The organism is Egibacteraceae bacterium (assembly GCA_035540635.1).
Taxonomy (GTDB): Bacteria; Actinomycetota; Nitriliruptoria; order Euzebyales; family Egibacteraceae; genus DATLGH01.
The window spans coordinates 116949-124236 of sequence record DATLGH010000021.1; the positions used below are offsets into that span (position 1 = coordinate 116949).

At 74.4% G+C, this 7288-nt stretch carries 6 protein-coding genes; 1 reads left to right on the plus strand and 5 read right to left on the minus strand.

Annotation, left to right across the window (positions count from 1 at the left end; translation table 11 throughout):
• Positions 1-40: 40 nt before the first annotated feature.
• Positions 41-1807 carry a transposase gene (locus VM324_04340; GenBank protein HVL98503.1) on the plus strand — a complete coding sequence of 589 codons (1767 nt, stop codon included), beginning with the start codon at positions 41-43 and terminating at the stop codon, positions 1805-1807.
• Between the two features lie 171 nt (positions 1808-1978).
• Here VM324_04340 and VM324_04345 read toward each other — a convergent pair whose 3' ends face one another.
• From VM324_04345 to thrS, 5 genes are read right to left on the minus strand one after another with little or no spacing between them, the layout of a single operon-like run.
• The gene (locus VM324_04345; GenBank protein ID HVL98504.1) at positions 1979-3103 is read right to left on the minus strand and encodes a glycosyltransferase family 4 protein; all 1125 of its coding nucleotides are present in this window, start codon (positions 3101-3103) and stop codon (positions 1979-1981) included.
• Positions 3100-4089 (minus strand): phosphatidylinositol mannoside acyltransferase, encoded by a 990-nt coding sequence (locus VM324_04350; GenBank protein HVL98505.1) that lies wholly within the window; start codon positions 4087-4089, stop codon positions 3100-3102. The genes VM324_04345 and VM324_04350 overlap by 4 nt, the downstream gene beginning before the upstream one ends.
• Complete coding sequence (locus VM324_04355) at positions 4086-4691, minus strand: CDP-alcohol phosphatidyltransferase family protein (protein ID HVL98506.1); 606 nt, start codon at positions 4689-4691, stop codon at positions 4086-4088. The genes VM324_04350 and VM324_04355 overlap by 4 nt, the downstream gene beginning before the upstream one ends.
• A 52-nt stretch (positions 4692-4743) precedes the next feature.
• The gene (locus VM324_04360; protein HVL98507.1) at positions 4744-5289 is read right to left on the minus strand and encodes an HIT domain-containing protein; all 546 of its coding nucleotides are present in this window, start codon (positions 5287-5289) and stop codon (positions 4744-4746) included.
• On the minus strand, positions 5286-7178 hold the full coding sequence (gene thrS / locus VM324_04365) for a threonine--tRNA ligase (protein ID HVL98508.1): 1893 nt from the start codon (positions 7176-7178) through the stop codon (positions 5286-5288). The genes VM324_04360 and thrS overlap by 4 nt, the downstream gene beginning before the upstream one ends.
• Between the last annotated feature and the right edge of the window lie 110 nt (positions 7179-7288).

The following is a 7288-nucleotide window of genomic DNA, read 5'->3' on the forward strand; positions in this document are numbered from 1 at the left end:
CGAGAATGACAGGTGTGTGGTTCTCGCGGAAGGCTGCGGTGTGACGTTGGGTGTGGCCGAGCGGCAAGGTGATCTCCTTGACGAGGTGACCCGGCACTGCGACGAGGCGGTGCCCGAAGGGTCGGTGTACGCGCTGTTGCATCGTGAGCGCGACAACCTGTTCCCTGACGGGATGTTCGCGGATCTGTTCACGTCCACGGGTCGGCGCAGCGTGCCGCCGTCGATCGTGGCCACGGTGATGGTGCTGCAAAAGCTCGGGGGGCTGTCGGACCGGGAGGCGTGCGAGCGGTTCGCGTTTGACGTGCGCTGGCGCTACGCCTGCGGGCTTGGCGGCTGGGACGCCGGCCAGCGGGCGTCGTTCGCGCACACGGTGCTGGTGGACATGCGCGCCCGGCTGCGCGACTCCAACGACCCCAAGCGGGTGTTTCGCGCGACCACCGATCTGGCCGCGGACGCGGGGCTGCTGGGGGTCAAGCGGGCGTTGGACTCCGCGCCGCTGTTCGACGCGGTCGCCACCCAGGACACGGTGACGCTGATCCGCTCGGCGATCCGGGGGCTGCTGCGCGCGGCGCCGGCGGCGTTGGCGGCCGCGATCCGGGCGGCGCTTGTCCGCCACGACGACTACACGGCGGCGGGCAAGCCGCCCTGCGACTGGGACGACGCGGCCGCCCGCGAGTTGCTGGTCGACGAGTTGGTGGGTGACGGGCTGGCCGCGCTGGGTGTGGTCGAGCAGGCCACCACCGCCGACCCGGCGGTGGGCGAGGCCGCCGCGCTGCTGGCCACCGTGGTCGGCCAGGACGTGGAGGAGGGCGACGACGGGGTGTTTCGCATCGCCCGGCGGGTCGCCCGCGACCGGGTGATCTCCACCGTGGACCCCGACGCCCGCCACGGCCACAAGACCAGCGCGCGCCGCTACGACGGCTACAAGGGCCACGTCGCGGTCGACCCCGACTCGGAGATCATCACCCAGACCGCGGTGACGCCGGCCAACGTCGGTGACGCCGAGGCCACCCAGACGCTGCTGGCCGAGTTCGTCGCCCCGTCGGCGACCACCCACGACGCCGCCCCCGCCGCGACCACCGACGACCACGACCCGCCCAACAACGACCACGACCCGACCAACACCGGCACGCCCCACGCCGACGACGACCCGGCCGCCGACACCCCTGACGACAGCCACGACGCCGCCGGCGACCCCGACGACGGTGACGATGGCGCCGCGGGCGACGGCGAGGGCGGCGGGCCGCGGGTGTACGGCGACGCCGCCTACGGCAGCGGGGACAACCTCGAGGCGCTGCGCAAGATGGGCGCCACCGCGATGACCAAGGTGGCCCCCGCGACCGCGCCGGGAGGGCGGTTCAGCAAGGACCGCTTCGACGTCGACCTGCAGGCCGGCACGGTCACCTGCCCAGCCGGGCAGACCGTCGGGCTGAAGGTCGCGGCCAACGGCAACGGCACCGCCACGTTCGGCGGGCTGTGCGCCGACTGCCCGCTGCGCGCCCAATGCACCGCCTCGCCCGCCGGCCGCAGCGTCAACGTCGGACCCCACGAGGCGCTGCTGGCCGCTGCACGCGCCCGCCAGGCCGACCCTGACTGGCAGGCCGACTACCGCGCCAACCGTCCCAAGGTCGAACGCAAGCTCGCTCACCTCGTCCGCCGCGGGCACGGCGGACGCCGCGCCCGCGTACGCGGCCGACAACGCGTGGCCCAAGACTGGGACTGGAACGCCGCCGCGCACAACATCGCACGCCTGGCCATGCTCGGCGTGCGCCGAAACACCACCGGCTGGCAGGCCGCCACCGCATGAAACGCCCACACCGCCAGCACACCGCCCACCAGGGACCCCAGCCGCCCCCTGCCCCCACGCCCGACACCGCGCCACCGGCGACCAGATCACACCAGCACCCCCAGAACACGCCCTGACCAAGGACCAGCCCATGAACCGGTCACCCCTGACCCCTCGTTGCACACCAGCCACCTAGGGGCGGCCGGCGACCCTCCGGTAGACCGCCTCGACCTCGGCGCCGACCACCGGCAGGTCGTAGCGGGCGGCGGTGCGCCGGCCCTCGGCGGCCATCGCGCGGCGCAGGTGGGCGTTGGCGAGCAGCGTGCCGACGGCGTCCGCCACCGCCAGGGCGTCGCCCGGCGGCACGAGGCGGCCCTGGCGGGCGTCCTTCACGACCCCCCGGAAGCCCGGGATGTTGCTCGCGACGACCGGCAGCCCCGCGGCCATCGCCTCGAGCAGCACGATCCCGAACGACTCGCCCCCGCGGTTGGGTGCGATGAGGACGTCGGCGCTCGCGAGGTAGCGGGGCTTTTCCGCCTCGGGCACCGCCCCGACGAACAGCACGTGGGGGCGCAGGGAACCGGGCACCATGTCCTGGCACCGGCGGCGCTCGGGCCCCTCGCCCACGACGCACAGCCGCACCGAGGGGTCCGCGGCGTGCACCCGCAGGAACGCCCGGATCGCCACGTCGAGGCCCTTGCGTGGCTCGAGCCGGCCGACGAACAGCAGCAGGGGGCGCGCCGGGTCGGCGAGCTCGGGAAACGGCTCGGCGTCGGCGTAGGCGGAGACGTCCACACCGTTGGGCACGACCTGGAAGGACCCGAGCGGCAGGCGCAGCGCCTCCCCGACGAAGGTCTGCGCCGAGGGTGAGACGGCGAGGCGGGCGGCCAGGCGCCGCACGACCCGCCGCCCGACGGGGGCGACGAACCGGTAGAGGCGGTCGGCGTCCGACCAGGCGTGGAAGGTCCCGACGACCGGTGCGGGCCCGAAGGCCGACGCGGCCGCCGACACGAGCGGCACGAGCGGCTCGTGGACGTGGACGACGTCGGGGCGGAAGGACCGCAGCGCCTGGAGGGTGCGCCGCGCGGCCAGGGGCGAGGGCGACACCGGCGCCACCGACCGGTTGTAGGGCACGGGCACCGGTCGGCCGACCGGGACGACGAGGTGGCCGACCCCCTCCTCGGGCACGGCCCCGGACGCGGGGGCGAGGATGCGCACCGTGTGGCGCGGCGCGAGGTGCGCCGCGAGGTTCTCGACGTGGCCGCGCACACCACCGTGACGCAGCCAGTCGTAGGGGCAGACGAGCGCGATCCTCATGCCGACGGCGCCCAGTCCCCACGGCGGTGCTCGGGCAGGTCGGCGAGCCACACCGGCTGGACGGCGTGCCACTGCGCGGGGTCGAGCCGGATGATGCGCTCGAGGGCGCCGGCGACGCGCTGCGCCGCCTCCTCGACGCCGAGCCCGGTCACGTCGAGGGGCGGCAGGACCTCGATGTGCCAGCGCCGGCCGGGCCGCTGGAGCATCGTCGCCGGCACGATCGGGGCGCCGGTGCGCTGGGACAGCACGACCGGGCCGGGTGGGATGCGCGCGTCCTCGCCGAACAGCCGCACGACGGGGCCCCGGCCGGTGAGGTCGCGTTCGGCGAGCAGGCCGACGAGGTGGTTGGCGGCCAGCACGCGGCCGAGGCGCCCGACGAGGTCCTCACCCCGGCGCAGGGGCACGACCTCCAGGCCGACGGTCTCGCGGAGGCGTACGAACTTCGCGAACAGCGCGCGGGGGCGGAGAACCTCCGCGACCACGGCCATGTGGTAGCCGTGCGTCTCGCCCCACTGGGCGCACACGTCCCACGAGCCGTGGTGGGCGAGCAGGATCACCGCTCCCCTGCCCTCGTCGAGCGCCGCGTCGAGGGGTCCGAACCCGTTCGTCGTCGTCCGCCGGTCGAGGTCGTCGGCGTCGAGGTCGGCGGCCCGGAACGCCTCGACCCAGTAGCGGGCGTAGGACCGGAAGGCGGCGCGCACCGTGCGGTCGAGCTCGTGGGGCTCGACGACGCGGGCCAGGTTGGCGGTCAGCTGGCGGCGCATCCGCCCGGCGATGCGGTAGGCGAGCCCGGCGGCGAGCGCCGCGCCTGCGTGCGCCGCCGGTTCGGGCACCCGGCGGGCCGCCTCCCAGACGAGGTTCCACGCGACCGCGGTGGCGCGCAGGGCGAGGCTCTCCGGGCGCGGGTCGGCGGGGATGCGCTCGTGCGCGCCGGGGTTGCGGTCGACGGGCTGGCCGGGAAAGCCCGTCCCGCGGTAGCGGGTCATCTCCCCGCTTCCCGCGACGGGTCGGCGGCGGTCCGCGCCTGGCGCAGGACGGCCCGGACGCGCTGGACGACGGTGACGAGGGTGCCCGCGGCGAGCACCCACAGCGCGAGCGGCACGAAGGCGAAGTGGATCGCGAGGAGGATGATGATGACGCGCTCGGCCCGCTCGAGCACGCCCACCGTCGCGTTCCAGCCGAGCGACTCCGCCTTCGCCCGGATGTAGCTCGTCAGCTGGGAGCCGCCGAGGACGAACACCGCCACGCCGAACAGCAGCGGGTCGTCGCGCACGAGCCAGGCGACCGTGCCGAAGATGAGCACGTCACCGACCCGGTCGGCGACGCTGTCGTAGAACGCCCCGAACGGTCCGGCCGTGCCCCGCTCGCGGGCGACGATGCCGTCGAACGCGTCGGTCGCCGCTCCGACGGCAAGGACCCACGCGCCGGCCCGGGGGTAGCCCGCGAGGACGACCGCGGCGCCGGCGGCGGACAGCACGAGACCGGCGGTCGTGAGCCCGTTGGCGGTGAGCCCCATGCGCGCCATGGCCCGCCCGACCGGGGTGAGCACCCGGTCGGTGGCGGCGCGCGCGTAGGCGTTCAGGGCCATGGTGGCCCTGAGGCTATGCGATCGGTCCGGAGGCGCTTTGGTGCCGGGGCGGTCAGGCCGCGGCGAAGGCGGGCGCGAGCCGGTCGTAGGTGTCCTCGAGCATCTCGGGCAGGACCCGCGTGCCGGCGATGACCGGCATGAAGTTCGTGTCCCCGCCCCAGCGCGGGACGACGTGCTGGTGGATGTGGTCGGCGATGCCGGCCCCCGCGACGGCGCCGACGTTCACGCCGAGGTTGAACGCCTGCGCCTCGGTGCAGGCGGCGAGTATGCGCACGGCCCGCTGGCTGAGCAGCGCCATCTCGCAGACCTCGTCGCGGGTGAGGGCGTCGAAGGCGTCGACGTGGCGGTAGGGCACGACCATGAGGTGGCCCGGGTTGTAGGGGTAGGCGTTGAGGATCACGAAGCACGCGTCGGCCCGGTGGACGATGAGCGCCTCGCGGTCGTCGCCGCCGCCGGGCAGGACGCAGAACGGGCATCCGGTGACCTTGCGGTCGGGATCGCGGATGTAGGCCATGCGCCACGGCGTCCACAGCCGCTGGAGCGCGTCGAGGCGCTGCTCGTCGACCCGGCGCGCGCCTTCCGGAGGGTCCGGGCTCATCGGCGGTCGGCGACCTCTCGGGCGAGCTCCTCGACGAAAGGCCCGAGCTCCACGTCCTTGCGCTGGTCGCCGGTCCGGGGGCGCACGGCGACGGTGCCGGCCTCGGCCTCGCTGTCGCCGACGACGAGCTGGTAGGGGACCTTGGCGAGCTGGTGCTTGCGGATCTTGGCCCCCATCGTCTCGTCGGCGTCGTCGAGCTCGGCGCGCAGGCCGCGGGCGCGCAGCGCGGCCACGACGACCCATCCGTAGTCGTGGTGGCGGTCGGCGACCGGGACGACGACCGCCTGCACCGGAGCGAGCCACGTCGGGAAGGCGCCGGCGGTCGACTCGAGCAGCACGGCGAAGAAGCGCTCGATCGACCCGAACAGCGCCCGATGGACCATGTAGGGCCGGTGCGGCGAGCCGTCGTCCCCGGCGTAGGCCATGGCGAAGCGCTCCGGCAGGGTGAAGTCCACCTGGATCGTCGACAGCTGCCACTCCCGGCCGATGGCGTCACGGGCGTGCACGTCGATCTTCGGGCCGTAGAACGCGCCCTCCCCCTCGTCGATGGAGTAGGCGATGCCCGAGCTCGCCGCCGCCTCCTCGAGCGCCCCCTCGGCGTGCGCCCACTGCTCGTCGGTGCCGACCGACTTGTCCGCCGGGCGGGTGGACACGGCCACCCGTGAGGGCTCGCCGAGGCCGAACGCGGCGAACACGTCGCGGCCGAAGGCGAGGCAGCCGGCGACCTCGTCGATGAGCTGCGCGGCGGTGCAGAAGATGTGCGAGTCGTCCTGGGTGAACCCGCGCGCCCGCAGGAGCCCGTTCACGACGCCGGAGCGCTCGTAGCGGTAGACGGTGCCGAGCTCGGAGAACCGCAGGGGCAGCTCGCGGTAGCTGCGGGTGCGCGAGCCGAACGCGAGGATGTGGAAGGGGCAGTTCATCGGCTTGAGCCGGTAGGTCGCGGCCTCGACCTCCATGCCGGGGAACATCAGGTCGCCGTAGTTCTGCAGGTGGCCGGAGGTCTGCCACAGCTCCTCGCGGGCGACATGGGGGGTGTAGACCGGTTCGTACCCGCGCCGGAGGGTCTCCGCGCGGATCCAGTCCTCCATCTCCTTGCGGACGATCGCGCCCTTGGGCAGGAAGATCGCCATGCCGGGACCGAGCTCCTCGGGGAAGTGCAGGAGCTCGAGCTCGCGTCCGAGCTTGCGGTGGTCGCGCTTGCGGGCCTCCTCGAGGCGCTCGAGGTGGGCCTGCAGGGCCTTCTTCGACTCCCAGGCGGTGCCGTAGATGCGCTGGAGCATCGGCCGGCGCTCGTCGCCCCGCCAGTAGGCGCCGGCCACCCGCTGCAGGGCGAAGGCGGGCACCCACTTCGTGGTGGGGATGTGCGGGCCGCGGCACAGGTCCGGCCAGACGCTGCCGTCGGGGCGGACGTTGTCGTAGACGGTGACGGTGCCCGCCGCGGCGGGGTCGACGTCGACGGTCTCGTCACCGCTCACGCCCTCACCGGAGGTGGCGCGCTCGATGAGCTCCTGCTTGTAGGGCTGGGCGGCGAACAGCTCGAGCGCCTCGTCGCGGGACAGCTCGCGGCGGCGGAAGGCCTGCGCCTCGCGGACGATCTCGTGCATGCGGTCCTCGACGCGCGAGAGGTCCTCGGGCGTGAAGGGCCGGGGCACGTCGAAGTCGTAGTAGAAGCCGTCGGTGATCGGCGGGCCGATGGCGAACTTCGCCTCCGGAAACAGGTCGGTCACCGCCTGGGCCATGATGTGGGCCACCGAGTGGCGCAGTACCGCGCGGCCCTCCTCGGAGTCGGCGGCGACCGGCTCGACGCTGGCCCCGTCGGCCACCGGGGTGGCGAGGTCGCGCACCGCCCGGCAGACAGCGGTCAGCGTCCCGCTATCCTCGACCTCCATGTCGACCGATGAGATCCTCGTCAAGGGCCCCGACGGCACCGACGCGCGCGTCGAGGCCGGGGCGACGGCGCAGGACGCGCTGCGGGCGCTCGGGGCGCTCGGGGGCGGGC